The sequence below is a fragment of the Paenibacillus sp. MZ03-122A genome (genome assembly GCF_024213325.1).
In the GTDB taxonomy this organism is placed as follows: Bacteria; Bacillota; Bacilli; order Paenibacillales; family Paenibacillaceae; genus Paenibacillus; species Paenibacillus polymyxa_B.
Window position 1 is genome coordinate 269,026 of record NZ_JANAVI010000002.1, and the last position, 16,918, is coordinate 285,943.

Genomic DNA, 16,918 nt, shown 5'->3' on the forward strand with positions numbered 1-16,918 from the left:
CCTTATAAAGGAGCTGAGAATAATATGAATTTACATAATCAACGTGTCGTCGTGATTGGCGGCAGTGCAGGTATAGGGCTGGCAACAGCCATAGAAGCAGCACAGTAAGGGGCAAGCATCGTGATCGCTGGGCATGATCCAATCCGACAGGCAGGAATCAATCTTTAAACAAAAATCGGTTCAACACCATACAAAGTGTTGAACCGATTTTTTATGAAAACAGGCTTGGCCCTCTTGCAACTCTTTAGCTTTGCACATCTAATCCTTTATATTTTCGCAAAATACGTGGATAAATCAACTTAGACCCGATGCATACCATCGCCAGCATGGCGAACAGCAAACCGCTCCACAGCGTCCCATGGATCCCCGCTCTGGCAATAAACCACCCCCCTGCCAGCGAGCCCAGTGATACCCCTAAGTTAATAAACGAGATATAAAGACTGTTGGCAAACGCGGGAGCTTCTTTGGCCTCATCAATCACCCAAATCTGGGCGACAATCAGTCCACTGGTATGAACGGCCCCCCACACGATAATGATGAAGAGCGTAGGGATAAATGAAGAACTGATCCCGTACAACAGCAAATAGGTGCCCCCCAAGACTACTGGATGAAAAAGAGCGGTCCGTACCTTATGCAAGCCCATGAGCTTGCCAGCCAACAGATTGCCGAGCATTCCGCCGATGCCGAAAATAATAAGCAGAAAACTGATAACCTTGCTGCTCATCCCTGTATTTTGTCCCAAATATTCGGCAGAATAGCTATACACCGAGAACATGGCTGCAAAAATAAAAGTAGCCGCCCCGATATTGAGCCACAGCGATACTTTACGCAAAATGCCAAGCTGCTTCCGATAGGAGAACATTTCGGCTTGCGGTGTATCCGGCAGCATAAATAAAATACCGATCCCTGCAAGCCCATTCGCTACCGCAGTAAACCAGAAGGAGGCCTCGTATGAAAATTGATTGGCGATATAGGCTGTAATTGGAATACCGAGTACCATTCCCATGCTCGTGCCGAGAAAGGCCTTGGCGGAAGCTTGCGTTGCTTTTTCCGGGGGATACAACGCAGTGGCAGCGACAAAGGCAAGCGAGAAATACACCGGGTGAAACAGAGCCGGAATGATACGTAAAATCACTAGTAGATAAAAGTTGGATGTATAGGCTGACAGCAAGCTTGTTATGGCAAAAACAAACAACGACATTGTCATGATTCGCTTGCGGTTAAACCTGGACATCAATAGCACCATGAAGGGACCGAACAGCGCGATGATCAATGCAAATGAACTGACAAGAAACCCGGCCTGAGCTGCCGTAATATGAAAACGTTCAATGATGACCGGCAAAATGCCAACCACACCGAACTCAATCGTGTATACACCAAATAGGCCAAGCGCAATGAAAAGCAGGGGCTTACTATATTTCATTGGTTTCATTCCCTTTCCACGTCTTCCTGCTTTACGTCCTTGATTTTGCATGCTAATATTTCATTAAATCATAAAATAATAAGGCAATATTCGAAATAGTACATAATAATAATTGTGTTTTTGTAATATTACCTTGAACTTAAGGAGGCTGGTTTGATGGATCAAGTGGATCATAAAATTTTGTTGTGTCTACAAAACCAGGCACGTATCTCCATGACCGAGCTGGGTAAGGAGGTTGGGCTTTCCCAGCCTGCCGTAACGGAAAGAGTGCGGCGCATGGAGGATAAAGGTATTATCACCGGGTATCGTGCCATAGTTTCACATGAGAAAGTCGGAAAGCCGATCATGGCTCACGTGCTCGTGCACACGAATCAATGCAATTCATTTGTTGAGTTTTGCCAATCTGCACCTGAAGTCATTGAGTGCCATAGAATCAGCGGCGAGCAAAATTACTTACTGAAAGTCATGGTTGAGTCTATGCTCAAGCTGGAGCAGTTCGGGGATGAGTGTGGAAAGCACGGGCACTCTACCACGTTAATTGTCCTGTCCTCGCCGGTAGACCATAAACATGTAACCCCCACTTTATTAGACCCTATTTGAGCTACCGTAAATGGCTTGGCAAAGCTCGGTTGTAAACGGACCTGACATCCCTTCGAATGCTGTATTGGTAAAGGCGACAACACTAAGTCTTAGTGCGGGATCAACGAACCACGAATGACCGTAAGCTCCTCCGAGACGCCACGTTCCGGGTGATTCTGCTGTTCCACTTTCGTCGGGATTTTGGAGTACGGTGAATCCTAGTCCAAAGCCCCGCCCCGGCCAGCCTGCCAAGGGGAGGTTTCCGGTCTGGATGGTGCCCATTTCACGAACCCATTCCTCTGAAAGTAACGGATCGCCGCCGTTTCGCAGTGTTTCCAGCAGCCGCATGAAATCTTTTGCGCTGCCAATCATACCCGAGCCACCAGAGTGGAAAGCCGTGGGATCAAAGGCTCGTGCAGGCTGAAAACGAAGTCCTGCGGTGCCTTCAAAAACCTGCGCAACCTCAAGCTCACTCATCCGCCGGGGTTCTGATATATCGTTGACATAAGGAGCCGCAAGCCGTCCAGCATCGGCGACCGCGAAACTGGTGTCGTGCATACCGAGAGGTTCTGTAACGAGCTTTTTAACAGCTGCATCAAGGGTTGTGCCACATACACGGCTAATGATAGCGCCGAGCACATCAGTAGCAATCGAATATCCCCACGCTTTACCCGGTGTATATAACAGTGGCACAGAAGCCAAACGTTGCAAGTTCTCTTCCAGCGTAAGATTTGAGAAATCCATGCCATCTGATACGCCTGCACGATGATAGGGGCCGCCGCCTTCTTCCTCTAAAAAGCCATAGGTCAACCCGGCAGTATGTGTCAGCAATTGGCGTACTGTAATGGAGGGCTGCTCACCACTGATTAATCGGGGACGAAAGTCGGGCAACCAGCGTTCAATAGATTCATCGAGCTTAATCAATCCTTGGGCTGCCAAAACCAAAGCCGCAGTAGATACAATCGGTTTGGATACAGAAGAAAGCCGAAATAAAGCATCCTCATGCATAGGACGTTGTTCTTCTCGATCAGCCAGCCCCGCCGCTCGGACATACACGGGTGAACCGTCCATATATATCATGACGACTGCGCCGACCAGGCGCTTCTCGGCAAGGGTTTGATCTATAACTGCATTTACACGTCCGTCCAGACCAGCTTGTATCGCAAAAACTCTATTATCCAAACCCATAAATATCTCATCCTCTCTATGATCCAGCGGTTACCGCTTGATGGAACTTAGTTTACAGGATGGGAAGACGACATTACATAAGGTAACAAAGGTATTCAGTGAGTATTTACGTTAAAATAAAATTATATTAAAAGAATGGCCTTGGATTTAAATGAATGGGATTTTACAAGAAGTTATGCTGCGTTTTACAGTGCCTTTTTAAGTTGAGATACGTTGAAAATAGGTGGTAAAATTTACAACAAAGGGGGTTTTATTTATTGAGGATTGTATCGCGTAATAAGTTGGCTTGCTTGGTTGTCTTAGGAGGGATTTTGATCGTAATTGCTACAGGTTTTGGAGGAGGTAAAGAATCTTATAAACTTCCCGATAAGCCCAAAGAGGCTGCTGTCTCGACATTTTCAGAATATATGAACGCTTCAATGAGTCGCGATTACGATAAGATGCTTTCACTGTCTGATGATTATCGCTTTAAAACAGAACGGGCACGGCTTAACTTTCTAAAAGCCCAGGGAACACCGATTGATTATCGTATCGTGTCTGTGGATGATTCTAACCCTTCCAAGATTGTTGTTTCGTCGATAACGAAGTATGAGGATATGGAGTTACCTACCATTAAGCATATTCTTGCTTTTGAGGAAGGAAAGTACAAGCTACAAATGAGAAATGTTGTGATCAATATGATTCCTTCATCACCTGACTACAGAACGGTCGAGTACGAGCCTGACAAAGTAGACGACAATTTAGAAGGTAATTTCAAGTGATTTTAATTTTTCAATTTTCTAATCAAACAGTCCAAAGCGTATCCAATGAGATACCAGAAAACTAGTGTAGTAAAGTAAACAATGGTTATGGGGATGTTTGCCTCTCGCACAAATCGAAATGATTCATACATCCAAACTAGCGGGCTAATGATAGCCAATAGTATATTATAGTCGTCGTACCCCGTAATATTAACAGTAATAACTAGACATGAGATTAGGACTAGCCAAAAACGAAAAGGTTTCATTGCCTGTACCTCCGCAATTGTATTTGTTGTTATAGACGAATAAAAAAACTGAAGGTAGCCAAATTTATTTATTAAAATGTATTAAAAAGACAATATTTCGATCCTATTTACTTGTCACGATTTTTAGCCGTGCGGTATTCGTATGGATTTGAGTGACGCTGGATTCTTTCAGACTTTTCGATTTATGATATACTCTCGATATATGATTTGGATGGGATGGTGATGGCTGAATGAATCGTACACACGACCTAGGCAAGTTAATCAAACTAACTGGAGATAGAGCAAAACTGGACGCTAAAGCAAATGGCACATATATTGTCTACAAAACGTCGGATGGTCAATTTGTTAAAGAGTACAGTAATGGTCAAGTCGAACGAATTAAAGAGCAGGATATTTTATCATGAGTGAGCCGTTTTATTCTTTGTAATCAACATTCGCGCAAACCTCCTATAATCCATTCTTTCATTTGTAATAAAATATGTATGATTGGTTAATTAACCTGTTTATGTATATTGTAAGGCGTATGATCGGTTGACGAAAGTAACTTTCACACAAAAAGCCTATCTGCCGTTGTTCCGGCAGATAGGCTTTTATAACATAAACGTCCACTATACTTCATGTTTATATGCAGTCTGTGCCTCTACATTGCAATTGCACCGACCACATACTCCCTATTGTCAGTTATCTCTACGCTGACGTGCGCGGGCTTCGCCGCCTTTACGGCCAGCTTCTTCCCTGCTCATTTTCCCGTCGCTATCACTTTGGTCTGAGTTGCCACGGGCTTCGCCGCCCTTGCGTCCGATTTCTTGATAGAATTCCTTGTCATGGTTTTTGGAAGTGGCTTCGCCGCCTTTTTCACCAATTTCCTGGTAGAAGTCCTTGCCATGACTTTTGGAAGTGGCTTCGCCACCTTTTTCGCCAATCTCTTGATAAAATTCTTTGTCGTGATTTTTAGCAGTAGCTTCTCCACCTAAACGTCCTGCCTCTTCGCGACTCATTTTGCCATTTTGGTTGTTGTTAGCCATGTTCAATCACTCCTCATCGAATTTTAGTAAAGCGGGTACGTGTATCTATTAACCCCTGTGTCAGGAATTAAACATGTCTGTTTTATTTTGCGAAATCATAGATAACTGGGGATATTCACCTGATTAGCGTTCCCATGCTTTTGTGTGCAATTGTTGCTGGCGGTTAAATAATGCCGGATAAATGAACAGGCTGAGCAGCACGCTGGTCAAAATAGCAGAGGTCATGGTGGTAAATACGATGAGCAATTGCAAACGCACGGCGGCAATCGGATTGGCACCTGCGATGATTTGTCCGGTCATCATGCCGGGAAGCTGGACAAGCCCCAGCGTTTTCTGCCCCTCAATGGTTGGAATCATACTGGAACGTATGCAATCCTTGAGTATAGGGAAGATGGCTTGTCTAGGCGTGCCGCCTAACGCCAGAATGAGCATGATTTCAGGCTTGCGTAGCAGGACTTCCGACTTGAGCCGGGACACCAGCAGGCTGGACAAAATCATGGAACTGCCAATGATCATGCCGCTAATCGGAATCATATACCGGGCTGTCGCAGGAATGATATGCAGGCCAATGAGGAATGTCTGTGTAACGATTTCCACACACAGCAGCGTCAGGAATGATTTCCACATGAGACCGGGGATAAATCGTCCTTTGCGCGCAACATTTTGTGAGGCTACGGTAATCATGAGCAGAATGAATAATACGATAAATCCGTAGCTTTGCATGCCAAAAATCAAATGCAATACATATCCAATCGCCAGCAGTTGAACCGACGCTCTGATTGTGGCGATGATCATGTCTCGGTCCAGACCGAGTTTGAAGGATTTGGACATGACGATGGCGATAAATACAAAACCGAGAGAGAGAATCAAGGCAACAATCGTCATACCCATTCCCCTGCTACAAACCTGCGGGTCTCACTATGCTGTGGAGCATCAAAAAACGTCTCCGTATCCTCTTGTTCTATCAGTCTTCCGTCGATCATCAGCCATGTTTCGTGGCCTACCCTGCGGGCTTGTTCCATATGATGCGTAATCCAGATCATCGTTGTTCCTTCTTCTTTGTTCATTTGCAGCAACAGTTCCTCAACCTCTTTGACCGAGGCAGGGTCCAGCGCAGAAGTAATCTCATCCAGCAGTAAAATATCCGGGCGGTTCGCGAGTGTCCGCGCCAAGGCCAAGCGCTGTCTTTGTCCGCCGGACAGTTCCTGCGCCTTCTGTTCCAACAGGTCGCGAGTAAGTCCTACGCGTTCCAACAGGCCGGCAGGATCATCCAGCACTGTACCGTGCAGCCGTTCTACGGTTTGGAGATTGTATAGGACCGTTCCCTGAAGCATGGGGGCATCCTGAAAAACCAATGCTACTTTCCGTCTCAGTTCAGGGATCTCCCACTCCGATATAGGTTTGCCGAGGACACGGATATCCCCTTCATCCGGTGTCATTAGGAGGTTGCACAGTGAAAGCAACGTGCTTTTACCAGACCCCGATGGACCGACCAACGTGGTGATTTTGCCGGGAGAGACTTTTGCCGTAATCCCGTTCAGGACAGCACGTTGCTGTCCTGACCCGGTGAAATATTTGATAATGTGATTGAATTCAATAGCTGGAAGTGGCTTGGGTTCCATAGATATAGCTAGCTCCTTTGTAAGGGATCGAGAAAGGGATCAGATCCGTTCCGTTTATGATCTTATTTTTTTATTATATCAGTAATGCCCGCTATGCTCTTCTATAAAGGTTCGATGCAGGTCGGCTGTTGTAAAAGGCATTTTCTTTGTATAAACTAACAGGATTAGTTAAAATAGAATCTGGATCGACTCAGTATATGCATAAGGAACCGGATTACATAGAAATTCGATGGAAGGAGACAGGATGATGTCGCCTAGAAACGGAGTAAAACTGCAAGATATCCTGCGGGCTGCCGAGGATATTGCCAATGAACAAGGGATGGGGGATGTCACGCTCACCACGCTAGCGCAAAAGCTGCACATTCGCCCTCCGTCCTTGTATAACCACGTGAACGGATTGAACGGACTGCGCCAAGTACTGGCATTGCACAGCCTCGAACAGTTGGAGGAAGCTTTGATGAGCGCAGCGGTTGGTAGAGCGGGCGAAGATGCGCTGACCGCTATGGGGAAGGCGTATATGCGGTATGCTCGCGAGCGACCAGGTTTGTATGAAGCGATGCTGTATGCAACTGACCGAAATGATACCGAAATGAGGCAGGCTGCGGATCGCGTGGCTGAGCTGGTCATTACCGTCCTGTCCAGTGGTTATGGCTTTAAGGAAGAAGATTGCATTCATGCAGCGAGGGGATTCCGTAGTCTGCTTCATGGATTCGCCTCGCTTGAACAAAAGGGCGGCTTTGGTTTACCTGTGGAAGTGGATCGGAGTATTGAGGTGATGATGGCTACCTTTTTGGCAGGTCTGGGTGTGCGGCAAAAGCGAGATGCCGAGCTTACCAAAGAAGTCTGATTTCAACCTGATGCAGCTAACATGATTGCGTCGCAGACCCGAAGGGTAAAATACATCTGTATAATGTAGATGAGAGACTGCGAATACAGGAGGGGTATGAGTGAACGTACTGGTGATTGGCGCAAATGGAAAAGTAGGCAGACATCTTGTTCGCCTACTGGGGCAGAATAAATCGCATCGCGTAAAGGCGTTGATCCGCCATTCGGATCAGGCCGAAGCGCTTGAACGTTTGGGAGCAGAAACGGTGGTAGCTGACCTCGAAGGGACGGTTGGTGATATTGCCGCAGCTATAAAAGGCAGCGATGCTGTCGTATTCACAGCAGGCTCCGGTGGAAAAACAGGAGCGGATAAAACGCTGCTTATCGACCTGGATGGAGCGGTCAAGGCGATGGAAGCCGCCGAACAAGCGGGTATCCAGCGCTTCGTTATGGTCAGCGCCTTACATGCGGAGAATCGGGAGCAGTGGCCTGAATCCATTAAACCGTATTATGTGGCGAAGCATTACGCTGACCGCCTGTTGGAAGCGAGCAACCTGGATTACACGATTCTTCGTCCGGGTGGTCTGACGGATGATGTGGGCACCGGCAAAGTTGCTACCGGTGAGGAGCTCACCAGCCACACCATTTCTCGTGAAGATGTGGCGGCAGCGGTGGTAGCAGCGCTGGAGGAACAGCAGACGTATCATCGTGCAATTAATCTGGTGTCTGGCAGTACGCCTATTGCTGAGGCAATCCGGCTGTAATTACGGATGAAGTTGTTGCCCAAAGGACGCTTATAAATGACAAAAAAAGCGAGAAGACGGCCACAATGGTCATCTTCTCGCTTTAATAATTTTTACAGCTTGGTTGGATCTATTTCTTTTGGGAATGTTTCTTCAAAGTTGTCTTTTTTCTCGTATAAGTTGTACCAAGTTTCTGCAATGATATCTGGATCTCCTGCCGTACCTGCTTGTATGAAAGTGCCGATTGAAAGATGTCCTACCTATTCATGCCAACATCATACATGAGGCTGGTTATTTATGGGCATCTGGAATTACTCCGTTTGATAAAGAGGAAATAGCCAAGAAGGCTTCGTTATTAATAACAGGAGGAAAAGATTAATTCTTGTTTTGAGAGGCATCCCCGGGGCAGAGTCCCGGGGATGCTTTTTGCTGTTTTCTCAGTACGGCCGTCCCCGTAGCAGTTCCAAGCTCCAACTCCAGCTGAATAGCAGCAAAAGTATTTGCTTAAAACTAATTATATTATTTATAATACTAATATAATTAGTTTGTAATTAAGTCAAGGAGATGAGATAAATGCGTATTGTTCAGGTGCAGCATGTGTATCAATTGACGTTTATGCCCCGGCTGTTCCCAGTGAACTGTTATTTGGTGGAGGAGAAAGAGGGGCTCACCTTGGTAGATGCCGGATTGCCATACAGTACCCGTGGTATAGCGCAGGCTGCGGCGCGGATCGGGCAGCCGATTATTCGAATTGTACTTACCCATGCCCATGGGGATCATGTGGGTGCGTTGGATAAGCTCAAGGCAAGGTATCCTGACGCGCAAGTGTTCATTTCAAGGCGGGACGCACCGCTGCTACAGGGCGATGTATCGTTGGAGGCAGGAGAACCGGATACTCCTATTCGAGGCGATGTACCGAAGCATATCCTTACCCAGCCTGACGTTTTACTGGAGGATGGGGATCATGTAGGTTCGCTGTTGGCGATCAGTGCACCAGGACATACGCCGGGCTCGATGGCATTTTTAGATACTCGCACCCGAGCGCTAATTGCAGGCGACACCTTTCAGACCCGAGGTGGTATAGCGGTATCGGGAAGGCTTAAGCCGCTGTTTCCTTTTCCGGCACTGGCTACCTGGAACAAGGAAATTTCGCTGAAAAGCGCCAAAAAGCTGGCGAGTTTCAATCCATCTTTATTAGCTGTCGGTCACGGCAACATGCTGAAGCATCCACAATCTCAGCTGGAAAGGGCGATTATGGAGATGGAACGACAAGCTTTAGTGTGATGATTCCGTATTCAGCCAACATTCAGCCAGAACTCACAAAGTCCTAAGCTAAGACAGATACAATATGGGAAAATAGAAACAGAGAGAGGTGCATCGGGTTTGAACGTTTGGAAAGCGAACGGTCTGAAATATATACTTCTATGTAGTCTCATATTGTGTGCTGTCGCTAGTGTCGTTTCGTTATGGAGTTATTCAGGTAGTTCTGCGTCCCAGTCTGCGGCTGTTAGGCAGGGACCATCCGGCGGGTTTGGGGGAGGAGGCGGACCTGGCGGAGGTATGAGGGGGACGGATTCGGCGAATAGCGCTGACAGCAAGAATCAGGGGACGACAGACCAAACTACCAACTCCTCCACTGAGGGGACATCGACATCGGGTGACAAAGGTACAACGACCGGGAATGATACGTCTGTATCGGGCGGCAGTGGTGTTGCCAGAGACGGACAGCACAGAGGCCCCGGTGGCATGTCTGGTAACGGATCTGGCATGGGCGGTCCTGGCGGTGGTATGGGTGGTGGAAGAAGTGGGAACTCCTCATCTGCTTATGCTACTCCGCTGGCGATTTTCGCCGCTTTGTTCTTCGGTGCGTTCGTGTTTATTGCGTATCGGTTTCGGGCTCGTGAATGGAAGCTCGGGGAACGTAATCGAGGACTGATGTTGTGGACTGTGCTGGGTGTGGGTTTCTTTTTAAGAATGGCGATCGCCCCATGGATTTCGGGTCACATGGATTTAATGCTATTCCGGAACTGGGCTACGACAGCAGCGGATAGCTTATCGGGCTTTTACACGAACGGATCAAGTGATTATCCGCCGTTCTATATTTATATTTTATATGTGATCGGTCAAATCGGCTCTACGGATGCTTTCAGTCCCTATATGTCCGTGCTGCTGCGGCTTCCCAATATATTAGCCGATATCGTGACAGCGTACATGCTGTACCGGTTGGCGAGCAAACGGGTCAACTATGGAATAAGCCTTGGATTGGCTATATTCTACGTGTTTAACCCGGCTGTATTTATCAATTCGACCTTCTGGGGGCAGGTAGATTCTTTCTTTACTATGCTGATTGTGGGCATGATTGTGCTGCTTGTGGAAAACCGGGTCGGCTGGTCCGCCGTATTGTTTACGGTAGCCGTATTGATGAAGCCGCAGGGAATTATTTATGGGCCTGTTCTGTTCTTTGAGCTGTTGAGACAACGTAAAATACAGCCTTGGCTGTTGTCCATTGGCGGTGCCGTTGTGACGACCATTCTGGTCATATTGCCATTTTCGTGGGGGCAAGAGCCGTTATGGCTACTTGACCTATACAAGGGAACGGTCGGCGAGTATCCGTATGCTTCGGTGAACGCGTATAACTTTTTTGCATTGATCGGTGGCAATTATACGCAGGACACTACAACGCTGTTCCTGTTCAGTTACCATACATGGGGTATGATCTGCATTGTGTTGGTGACTCTATTTACATGGTGGATGTATATCCGCAGTCGCAAACCACAATTTGCAGCAGCAGCTGCACTGGTGCTCATTGCAGGTGTATTTACCTTCGCTTCCAGCATGCATGAACGGTACTTGTTCCCTGCGGCCGCGTTAGCTGTACTGGCGTATCTGTATTTACGAGACCGCAGATTCTTGTGGCTTGCGGGTGGATTTAGTCTTACGATTTTCCTGAATACCTTTGATATCTTCTATAGCTCCAACTCTCGGGATCAATACGGTATTATTTTGTGTGTGACATCAGTGTTGAATGTGTTGTTGTTTGGGTATTTGGTCAAAGTAGTGTGGGATTGCTCCAAATCGACCACGATTGAGACTGCCCCTTCCACAGACAGAGTTTCGCCAGAACTTCCTTCAGCGCAGCTTGCATGGGGAGCGTCTTCCCAAAGTGTAAACACGACAATTGATAGTTAGTGGAGTATAAAATATGCTAAAAAACCGCCTTTTAACGAAATGGAAGTGGTTGATAGATCAACTGCAATCCATAAGTTAAAGAAGCGGTTTTTTGTTGTCCTCATGTTAGAGTAACATTGTATCTATGTGTCTCAATCCATATATTGGTTTAGTTTCTGTACATCGCAGATGGTAATCTCTCTTGTACCCTTGCTATGAATAATCCCCAGCTGTTCAAATTTTCCGAACTTGCGACTGATGGTTTCGCGGGTGACACCCACATAATTAGCCAGTTCCTCGCGTGAAAGGGGGAGATTTATTTTAATGTAGGGGCCGTCCGGCTTGCCGTATTTATATCCAAGCTCAAGAATCATATAGGCGATGCGGATTTCCGGGTCTTTGGTAGCTAGGCTTTGAGCCAGGTTTTCGGTATGTGCCAAGCGTTTAGTAATGGTTTTGAGCAGCTTCAAAGAGATATCGGGATTGTTGCGGATCAACTGCTCCATATCATCCTTGGTGAGCATACAAATATCAGTATCTTTTAAGGCATACGCACTAAAGTTACTCAGCTCATCGCTGTTAAATATGTTCAACTCGCCAAAAAAATCGCCAGTTGTCAGAATGTGCAGAATTTGCTCCTTGCCCTGAGGCGTCATCTTCAGCAGCTTGACATGCCCGCTTTTAATAATGTACAGCGTATCGGATGCTTGTTCCTCGATAATCAGGGCTTCACCCTTCTGATATTTTCGGTGTCGGATCATGGAGCTGACCTTACACAAATCTTCGCAGGACAAAGAGGAAAAGATAGGCACTTTGCGGGCACAGGGCTCCTTTTCGCACTGGCAGGGACAGGACATCTCATTCACATTCATTCACTCCATTCATAAACCGGAAACTACAGGTTATAGCGCATGGTTGTTATTCTGTATCATCTATTGGGGCAAAATGACTTTGATCCTCACCGCAGACGGGACAAACCCAGTCTTCTGGAAGATCCTCAAACGCTGTACCAGGCATAACGTCTTCATCGGGGTCACCGATAGCAGGATCATAAATGTATCCACAGGGCTGACAAACATATTTTTTCATCTCTAATTCTCCTTGTCATTCAAAATTTTTGTAAGCTCTGGTGCGTCCGGTTTGAGTCCCTGCATGATGGCTGTTTTGTATGGTAGTGAAGCAAGGGCATCTCCAAAGCCAATCACGCCGCAGATAGAGCCGTTTTGTATGAACATACGTGTATAAGAAGCTCGATTTTTAATAATCAGGCTGGTGTCGCAGACTTGTTCATCTACCAGACCGATGGAAAAGAGAGGAGATTCATAGCAGTTTGAAAGGGTTACAGGGAGGGGACGCTGATAGCTGACGGATGCGCCCGCCATATTAGCGCCTGCTATTTTTCCCTGCTCCATTGCGCTTTCCCATAACCCATCTACTCTACTTTGAAATTCGGCTGCATCACCTGCTGCATAGATATTGGCGGAGCTGGTCTCCATCTGTGCATTCACCAGAATGCCTTGTCCAATATCAAGGCCGATTTGGCGAGCAAGCTCCGTATTCGGTACAATTCCGATAGAGTACACGACATGCTCGCAAGGGATAACAGAGCCGTCCTGTAGTTCCACACCTTCTACGTGATCTGTGCCTGTAATACGTTTTACGCCTTGCCCAAGGTGGATCTGAGTACCCCGTTCGGTCATTTGATCGGTCAAAATAGCGGAGGCCTTTTCATCTAGCTGGCGGGGCATAAGCCGATGCGAAGCTTCCAGTATGGTTACAGCATACCCGGCTTGCTGGAAGGACCAGGCGGTTTCTACGCCTTGAATACCGCCCCCGATGATACATATCCGGTCTCCCTGTCGCAATTCCGCTTTAAGGCTATCTGCATCTTGTCGAAAACGGATATTGTGAACGTTCCTTAGAGAAGCCCCATCTAGCACAAGCTTACGGTTGTGAGCTCCTGTACACAGCAGCAGCTTGTCATAAGCAACGGTTTGTCCATCTATTGTTTTGATAGTACAATCCTCTGGATGTATCTCGGTTATCTTGATGCCGGAATACACATGAATTCGTTGATTGGCAAACCATTTTTCCTTTTTGATCAGGATTTTGTCACTGTGCAAATCAGTAAATAGTCCCTTGGAAAGTTTGACTCTGTTATACGGAAAGGATGCTTCCTCCCCGTAAATAGAAATTTCGGCCAGCTCATCATGATCTCTAATCGCTTTTGCCGCGTTGACGGCGGCGACACTGCCTCCGATAATAACGTAATGTTGGTTACCCATTCAGTATCTCTCCTATTCGCTATACGCTACTGTGTTTTAAATAACACTAAGCAGTAGATCTGAGACAAATTCAGCGGCATTTTTAATTTTTTTCACTTTTTCAACTTCTGTAGGAGAGAAACGAACACGTACCGGGAATTCCACATGGGTCATACCCGTTGACTTGATTACATCTGAAGTGCTTTGCACCTTCATATTGGTACCGTTCAAGTAGTCCTGTACAACTTCAATGGCTTCCCCGCTCCAGCCGTAGGAACCAAAGGCAGCAGCCAGCTTGCCTTCCAGATTCATCTTTTGCATTTGTTGCAATAGGTCTTCCAATTTGCCCGTCATATCGGCATATTTAGTAGAGCTACCAACGAACACAGCATCTGCTGAGGCAATACTATTCAATATTTCTGTTTCATCCGCTTTATCCACGTCCCATAGCTCCACCTTGATTTGGTTCTCCAAAAAGCAGTCCTTCAGGATGTTTGCCATTTTTTTAGTATTATTTTTTAGGGTGGCATAGACAATCGCTACTTTTTTATCTTCCTTGGTTTCGGTACTCATAGAGGCGTACAAATCAATAAACTTGGCAATATCATGTCGGATCGCGAAGCCGTGGGAAGGCGCAATCATCTCAATATCCAGATCGGCAACAGCTTCGATTAATGTGCGCACATATCTGCGATGTGGATGAATAATAGCCTGATAGTATCCGATAAAGTCCTCGGTGATATCAAAACCAGCCTCATCGGCAAATAGATGCTCTACAGCCACGTGTGTACTGAAAATATCGCAAGGGAACAAGATTTTATCTTCTATACAATACGTAATCATGGTTTCTTCTGTATGCAGGTAAGGTGTTTCTTTGAACAGCAGCGTTTTGCCTCCAATGTCCAGTTGATCCCCGTCCTTGATTACGAGGAAGTTGCGATGCTGAAGCTTGTACATTTGTTGAATTTCCGGAACGGCAATCTCAGTGCAGACAATTGTAGCGTTCGTTGCCTTGGAAGCAAGTGCCGCCAATCCGCCCGAGTGATCTGGTTCCGTGTGATTGACGATGATATATTGAATATCCAATGGATCGATCAATTCGGTTACAGCTTCGGCAAATTCTCTACCGAACGCCATATCCACGGTATCTACAATGGTTGGTTTTCCGGTTTTTAATAGATATGCATTATAAGTTGTACCCTTTGATAGTAGAAGACGATGAAAGGGAACCTCACGATTATCAATTTTTCCTACCCAATAAATATCCTTTGCCAGCTTGAATCCGGGCTTCATAGGAATAACCTCCTGCTTGTTATTGTTTTAGCATCTTGCATAATCCGATTCTAGTTGGATGTGTCGATGAAAAAGATGATTGAAATCAAATTTTTAAATAATTAAAAGTATTTTTTACTTAAATTTAGTTTTGTGATTGCAATCACAAGGCGAGCGAAATAATCCAATACAATAAAGGTATTCATCCATCTTAAGCAAATTTAATTTCAAACAGGAGCGTGAACCAATATGAAAAAATCAAACCTCATTCAATTTCAGGAATATAAGGAAGCTGCGTTTACAAAACGAATTGTGCATAAGGAAGCCGACAATGTAATTTTTATTCTCAACTTTACTCCTAATGCTGAGTTGCCAACACATAATCACCCAGGAGCGAATGTATATTTGCTTGTTCTTGAAGGCAGCGGTATTGTAACTGTGAACGGCGAAGCAACGGAAGTTGTCCAAGGGGATATCATTCATGTTACGGGAGATGAGCACTTTTCCTATCGTGGCGGTGCAGAGGCAAATTCCAGTCTGCATGTAGTGTTGACCCAAACGCCAAGTGAAAGCTATGCGCAGAACATATAAAAGAGGACACAGCACTATCATTGTATAAATGGAGCATTGGCATAAATCGTAAGAGCGGGTTTCCAATCGGCAATATAGATATTGAATAATGCAACATGCTCATATCAAAAAAAGAAAAAGGTTATTTTTTTTACACTCTTATTGATAATGAATATCATTATCAAATTTTAAGAAGAGGTGTTAATAGCCAATGCAGACAGTAGATTACAAACAGGTGCCAGGGCACTGGATATTAGCAAGTCTCGGTAAGCGCGTGCTTAGGCCCGGAGGGTTAAAAACGACACGTTGGATGATAGAGGGACTTGACGTAACCGGGCAGGATGAGGTTATTGAGTTTGCCCCCGGATTGGGTATAACTGCCCAAATCACACTGCGGCTTAATCCCCGTCGTTATATTGCGATTGAACAGAATGAGAAGGCGGCTTCTATCGTAAAAACGTATGCAAGCGGAGCAAATCGGGAAATCATTATTGCCGATGCTGAACAGGTTCCGTTGCCGGATGCCTCTGCGACGGTGGTATATGGGGAAGCCATGCTGACGATGCACACAAGGGCCAAGAAGGCGCAGATTATTTCGGAAGCCAGGCGGCTTTTGAAAGCAGGTGGGAAGTATGCTATTCATGAGATGTGCCTTGCTTGTAACCATATTGAGCCTGCGCTCAGAAAACAAATTTACAAGGATTTGGCTGTAGCCATGAGAGTTAATGCGACACCGTTGACGGTGTCAGAGTGGGAAGAGTTACTGAAAGAGGAAGGCTTTAAGGTCGTTAAAATCTATACGGTTCCCATGCACTTATTGCATTTGCCACGTATCATTCAGGACGAGGGCTGGTTGAGATTTGGGAAAATTGCCTTTAACCTTATGCGTAACCATGCTGCCCGGACAAGGGTTATGGGTATGCGCAAGCAGTTTGTAAAGTACGCCGACCATCTGCAAGCGGTCAGTATCATCGCTGAGCGATAGCCTGAATTCACGAATAAGAGAATAAAGCTTTTTACGCAATACCAAAAAAGGAGACGAACCCCTATTCAGGGATTCGTCTCCTTTTTGTATATTTGCTGCTTTGGCTTGGCTGCTGGCGTGCACATGCTTTGCACCCCTCTATTCGTCATATAATAGGCGTAACGAAAATTTCCAATTCCTGATGTTTTACATTACCATAGTGACTGAGATCATTGGAATAGTTAACCAAAATAATAAAATAGGCATAC

At 46.0% G+C, this 16,918-nt stretch carries 19 protein-coding genes; 10 read left to right on the forward strand and 9 right to left on the reverse strand.

Annotated elements, in window-relative coordinates; translation table 11 throughout:
- The first annotated feature begins 24 nt into the window (after window positions 1–24).
- Complete coding sequence (locus NLX74_RS05165) at window positions 25–108, forward strand: hypothetical protein (protein ID WP_254328335.1); 84 nt, start codon at window positions 25–27, stop codon at window positions 106–108.
- A gap of 136 nt (window positions 109–244) precedes the next feature.
- On the opposite strand, the gene NLX74_RS05170 is transcribed toward NLX74_RS05165, so the two are convergent.
- Window positions 245–1,423 (reverse strand): MFS transporter, encoded by a 1,179-nt coding sequence (locus tag NLX74_RS05170; RefSeq protein WP_069292038.1) that lies wholly within the window; start codon window positions 1,421–1,423, stop codon window positions 245–247.
- A 156-nt stretch (window positions 1,424–1,579) separates the two neighbouring features.
- Here NLX74_RS05170 and NLX74_RS05175 point away from each other — a divergent pair, with 156 nt between their 5' ends.
- Window positions 1,580–2,023 carry an Lrp/AsnC family transcriptional regulator gene (locus tag NLX74_RS05175; RefSeq protein WP_023990936.1) on the forward strand — a complete coding sequence of 148 codons (444 nt, stop codon included), beginning with the start codon at window positions 1,580–1,582 and terminating at the stop codon, window positions 2,021–2,023.
- Here the strand turns inward: NLX74_RS05175 and NLX74_RS05180 are convergent.
- Window positions 2,009–3,190 (reverse strand): serine hydrolase domain-containing protein, encoded by a 1,182-nt coding sequence (locus NLX74_RS05180; RefSeq protein ID WP_254328121.1) that lies wholly within the window; start codon window positions 3,188–3,190, stop codon window positions 2,009–2,011. The two genes, NLX74_RS05175 and NLX74_RS05180, sit on opposite strands and share 15 nt — an antisense overlap.
- A gap of 257 nt (window positions 3,191–3,447) precedes the next feature.
- Between NLX74_RS05180 and NLX74_RS05185 the strand changes: the two genes are divergently transcribed.
- Window positions 3,448–3,951 carry a hypothetical protein gene (locus NLX74_RS05185; protein WP_254328122.1) on the forward strand — a complete coding sequence of 168 codons (504 nt, stop codon included), beginning with the start codon at window positions 3,448–3,450 and terminating at the stop codon, window positions 3,949–3,951.
- Between the two features lie 475 nt (window positions 3,952–4,426).
- Window positions 4,427–4,600, forward strand: a complete 174-nt coding sequence (locus NLX74_RS05190; RefSeq protein WP_172828283.1) for a hypothetical protein — start codon at window positions 4,427–4,429, stop codon at window positions 4,598–4,600.
- A 273-nt stretch (window positions 4,601–4,873) separates the two neighbouring features.
- On the opposite strand, the gene NLX74_RS05195 is transcribed toward NLX74_RS05190, so the two are convergent.
- The 3 genes from NLX74_RS05195 to NLX74_RS05205 form a co-directional block, all read right to left on the reverse strand.
- The gene (locus NLX74_RS05195) at window positions 4,874–5,221 is read right to left on the reverse strand and encodes a KGG domain-containing protein (RefSeq protein WP_061829502.1); all 348 of its coding nucleotides are present in this window, start codon (window positions 5,219–5,221) and stop codon (window positions 4,874–4,876) included.
- A 123-nt stretch (window positions 5,222–5,344) separates the two neighbouring features.
- Complete coding sequence (locus NLX74_RS05200) at window positions 5,345–6,106, reverse strand: ABC transporter permease (protein WP_254328123.1); 762 nt, start codon at window positions 6,104–6,106, stop codon at window positions 5,345–5,347.
- A complete protein-coding gene (locus tag NLX74_RS05205) occupies window positions 6,103–6,843 on the reverse strand; it encodes an ABC transporter ATP-binding protein (RefSeq protein ID WP_250260124.1) in 741 nt (246 codons plus the stop codon). The genes NLX74_RS05200 and NLX74_RS05205 overlap by 4 nt, the downstream gene beginning before the upstream one ends.
- A 247-nt stretch (window positions 6,844–7,090) precedes the next feature.
- Here NLX74_RS05205 and NLX74_RS05210 point away from each other — a divergent pair, with 247 nt between their 5' ends.
- From NLX74_RS05210 to NLX74_RS05225, 4 genes are all read left to right on the forward strand, one after another.
- A complete protein-coding gene (locus tag NLX74_RS05210; RefSeq protein ID WP_254328124.1) occupies window positions 7,091–7,690 on the forward strand; it encodes a TetR/AcrR family transcriptional regulator in 600 nt (199 codons plus the stop codon).
- Window positions 7,691–7,790: 100 nt separating this feature from the next.
- The gene (locus NLX74_RS05215; RefSeq protein WP_254328125.1) at window positions 7,791–8,432 is read left to right on the forward strand and encodes an SDR family oxidoreductase; all 642 of its coding nucleotides are present in this window, start codon (window positions 7,791–7,793) and stop codon (window positions 8,430–8,432) included.
- A gap of 552 nt (window positions 8,433–8,984) precedes the next feature.
- Window positions 8,985–9,695, forward strand: a complete 711-nt coding sequence (locus NLX74_RS05220) for an MBL fold metallo-hydrolase (RefSeq protein ID WP_254328126.1) — start codon at window positions 8,985–8,987, stop codon at window positions 9,693–9,695.
- 99 nt (window positions 9,696–9,794) lie between these two features.
- Window positions 9,795–11,600: a glycosyltransferase 87 family protein gene (locus NLX74_RS05225; RefSeq protein WP_254328127.1), complete on the forward strand. Its 1,806-nt coding sequence runs from the start codon at window positions 9,795–9,797 to the stop codon at window positions 11,598–11,600.
- Between the two features lie 131 nt (window positions 11,601–11,731).
- On the opposite strand, the gene NLX74_RS05230 is transcribed toward NLX74_RS05225, so the two are convergent.
- The 4 genes from NLX74_RS05230 to NLX74_RS05245 form a co-directional block, all read right to left on the reverse strand.
- Window positions 11,732–12,436: a Crp/Fnr family transcriptional regulator gene (locus NLX74_RS05230; RefSeq protein ID WP_254328336.1), complete on the reverse strand. Its 705-nt coding sequence runs from the start codon at window positions 12,434–12,436 to the stop codon at window positions 11,732–11,734.
- Window positions 12,437–12,497: 61 nt separating this feature from the next.
- Complete coding sequence (rd, locus tag NLX74_RS05235; protein WP_007432984.1) at window positions 12,498–12,668, reverse strand: rubredoxin; 171 nt, start codon at window positions 12,666–12,668, stop codon at window positions 12,498–12,500.
- 2 nt (window positions 12,669–12,670) lie between these two features.
- A complete protein-coding gene (locus NLX74_RS05240) occupies window positions 12,671–13,864 on the reverse strand; it encodes an NAD(P)/FAD-dependent oxidoreductase (protein ID WP_254328128.1) in 1,194 nt (397 codons plus the stop codon).
- 36 nt (window positions 13,865–13,900) lie between these two features.
- Window positions 13,901–15,136: an FprA family A-type flavoprotein gene (locus NLX74_RS05245; RefSeq protein WP_061829493.1), complete on the reverse strand. Its 1,236-nt coding sequence runs from the start codon at window positions 15,134–15,136 to the stop codon at window positions 13,901–13,903.
- 228 nt (window positions 15,137–15,364) lie between these two features.
- Here NLX74_RS05245 and NLX74_RS05250 point away from each other — a divergent pair, with 228 nt between their 5' ends.
- Window positions 15,365–15,706: a cupin domain-containing protein gene (locus NLX74_RS05250; protein WP_103047231.1), complete on the forward strand. Its 342-nt coding sequence runs from the start codon at window positions 15,365–15,367 to the stop codon at window positions 15,704–15,706.
- A 190-nt stretch (window positions 15,707–15,896) separates the two neighbouring features.
- Complete coding sequence (locus tag NLX74_RS05255) at window positions 15,897–16,670, forward strand: class I SAM-dependent methyltransferase (protein ID WP_254328129.1); 774 nt, start codon at window positions 15,897–15,899, stop codon at window positions 16,668–16,670.
- Window positions 16,671–16,918: the final 248 nt, after the last annotated feature.